This is a genomic window from Paracoccus mangrovi, from assembly GCF_042648425.1.
Lineage (GTDB): Bacteria > Pseudomonadota > Alphaproteobacteria > Rhodobacterales > Rhodobacteraceae > Paracoccus > Paracoccus mangrovi.
The window spans coordinates 1-2,747 of sequence record NZ_JBHRXJ010000039.1 but is presented as its reverse complement, the minus strand read 5'-3'; the positions used below and the strand labels follow the sequence as shown (position 1 = coordinate 2,747).

2 protein-coding genes, 1 pseudogene and 1 other annotated feature are annotated in these 2,747 nt (G+C 57.6%); of the genes and pseudogenes, 1 reads left to right on the top strand and 2 read right to left on the bottom strand.

Annotated features, from left to right (window positions below; genetic code table 11):
- Positions 1–75 precede the first annotated feature (75 nt).
- On the bottom strand, positions 76–816 hold the full coding sequence (locus ACFOMH_RS20485) for a hypothetical protein (protein WP_377746784.1): 741 nt from the start codon (positions 814–816) through the stop codon (positions 76–78).
- Here ACFOMH_RS20485 and ACFOMH_RS20480 point away from each other — a divergent pair.
- Positions 797–2,025 (top strand): annotated as a pseudogene (locus ACFOMH_RS20480) (IS3 family transposase). The gene ACFOMH_RS20485 and the pseudogene ACFOMH_RS20480 sit on opposite strands and share 20 nt — an antisense overlap.
- Positions 1,078–1,194 (top strand) — a sequence feature (AL1L pseudoknot). (Overlaps the previous pseudogene by 117 nt.)
- Before the next feature lie 523 nt (positions 2,026–2,548).
- On the opposite strand, the gene ACFOMH_RS20475 reads toward ACFOMH_RS20480, so the two are convergent.
- Positions 2,549–2,747, bottom strand: a 199-nt coding sequence (locus ACFOMH_RS20475) for a hypothetical protein (RefSeq protein ID WP_377746782.1), incomplete at its 5' end; no start/stop codon positions are given.

Here is a 2,747-nt window from a genome sequence, read left to right as displayed (position 1 = left end):
AAACGCGCCCCTCGCAGCCGTCAACGCCATGATTTATATGCGAAATATCACGATTACGACAGCGAAATCAGCGACTTACTTGGAGAATGTGGGATCATAGCCTTTGAAGCGGGCTTGAAAGTTTCTACCAAATATATCCGCAGCCGGCAGCTCAATTCCCAAGAATTGTTTGGAATCAGTTTCGAATGATTTGAATCGCTGATCTTCTATAATCCTATCATAGGCCCGAACATAATCAGCTGCTGTATTTATCTTTGTCGCATGAGCTCCCTTGGTGTGTCTTATTGAGTTGCTCATAATCACGGGCAATTCGCCTTTTCCCGGAACGTTAATGCTTCGGCCACCGAAATCGGGTGGTGTGCCGTGGCTGACTGGATCATACCCGACCCCATATTTTTTTCTGAACTTATCGAAATCGACTTCACTTCCCGTCATTGGATCATGCCCAAGAAGACTCCTATCAAGAAGCTGACGGTCTGTAACATCTCCCTCATGCCGCTGCGGTCCATGTCCCTGTCTCGCCAGATCGTCCAGCCTTTTGCGCCAATAGCGTGACGAGCGAACCACTCGGTGCAGCTGGTCTATGACACGTTCTCCGACCTCTTCGATGCTTTGGCGGAGTTTCTTCGCGAGGTCGCCAATCTTGTCGAAGATCGGCTTGATCTCGTCGAGGAAAGATAGAATTTTTGCAACGTGCTGTGAGCCACGAATAGCGTTTCTTATGCTGCTTGCGATCCGCAGGCTGAACCGCGCCGGGTTTGCCGGAGGCTCCAACTCTTGAGTAGGATGGAGCATCATGAGCAAGACGACGAACAAGTTTTCCCCTGAGGTCCGCGAACGTGCCGTGCGACTGGTTCTCGACAACGAGGGTCAGCATGCGTCACGCTAGCAGGCGGTGATGTCGATCGCGGCGAAGATCGGCTGCACGCCACAGACCCTGAACGACTGGGTCAAGAAGGCCGAGGTCGACGGCGGTCGGCGCGCGGGCATCCCGAGTGATTTGGCCGAGAAGATGAAGGCGCTTGAGCGGGAGAACCGCGAGTTGCGCCAGGCCAACGAGATCCTCAGGAAGGCGAGCGCATATTTTGCGATGGCGGAGCTCGACCGCCGGTCGAAGTGATGGTGGGTTTCATCGACGCGCACCGGGATGGGCACGGGGTCGAGCCGATCTGCGCGGTTCTGCCGATCGCCCCGTCCACCTACTATGAACATCTGGCAAAGCGGGCCGATCCGTCCCGGCTGTCGGAACGGGCGCGCCGGGATGAGGCGCTGCGCCCCGAGATCCTGCGGGTCTTCGAGGAGAACTGGCGCGTCTACGGCGTCCGGAAGATCTGGCGGCAGCTTCGCCGCGAGGGCTTCGACGTTGCCCGATGCACGCTGGCACGGCTGATGAAGGTCATGGGTATTCAAGGCATTGTCCGGGGCAAGCCGCACAGGACGACGATCCCCGACAAGAGGGCACCCTGTCCGCTGGACAAGGTGAACCGCCAGTTCCGGGTGCCGGCACCCAACATGCTCTGGGTCAGTGATTTCACCTATGTCGCAACCTGGAAGGGGTTCGCCTATGTGGCTTTCGTCATCGACGCCTATGCCCGCAAGATCGTCGGCTGGCGTGTCAGCACCTCGGCGCATGCGGGGTTCGTCCTCGATGCCTTGGAACAGGCGGTCCACGAACGCCGGCCAGCCAAGGGCATGGGACTGGTTCATCACAGCGACCGCGGCTCCCAATACCTGGCCATCCGCTACACCGAGCGCCTCGCAGAAGCAGGCATCGAACCTTCGGTTGGCAGCGTGGGCGACAGTTACGACAACGCGCTGGCCGAGACGATCAACGGCCTGTTCAAGGCCGAGGTCATCCACCGACGCGGACCTTGGCGCAGCTTCGAGGCCGTCGAATATGCGACCCTTGAATGGGTGGACTGGTTCAACAACCGCCGCCTGCTCGAGCCGATCGGGAACATCCCGCCCGCAGAAGCCGAGGTCAACTTCTACGCCGCTCTGGAAACTGACGCCATGGCCGCGTAACTAACCGAAATCAGCCTCCGGCAAACCCGGCGCGGTTCACAGCCTGCGGCTTCGTAGAGTCAGACATGGGTCAATATGTTCATTTGATCATCGGGTGATCTGCTTCATAGCCTCATTGGGTGGAAAGCCTCATTTGATCATGGCGCCAGCGACCAAGACGTTACCCCAGACTTCTATCCAGCATGAGCAAGACGTCGGATTTGAGCTTCAGCCATGTGGACGGGATAGGTAACCGGGGCTGGCGCGACGGGGTTATCCCGGTTCTCTCAGCATCGGCATTCACGCAACTGGTCACGGCCTTCATGGCACCGCCGGGGCCGCTACAAGCTTGCCCGGCCAGTGGCGCGGCAGGCTCCCTTTATCAGCGACCGCCGCTGCGCAGGACCTGCGCTGCAACGCGCGCACGGAATGATCAAATGGGGATAATCTTCATTTGATCAAATGAAGCTTTGATGTCCCAACCTGCGGGTCCGCAGGGATGGGCACAGGCCAGAATGATCATTTGGTGATCTGCTTCATAGGTTCATTTGGTGATTGTCTTCATTTGAAAATGGTTCGGACCACGGGCGCAGGTTCGGCAAAGGCGGCTGCTCGCCGCCCGACCATCATCCGCTAAAATTCTTAACAACCCACATTCTCCAAGTAAGTCGCTGATTTCGCTGTCGTAATCGTGATATTTCGCATATAAATCATGGCGTTGACGGCTGCGAGGGGCGCGTTTC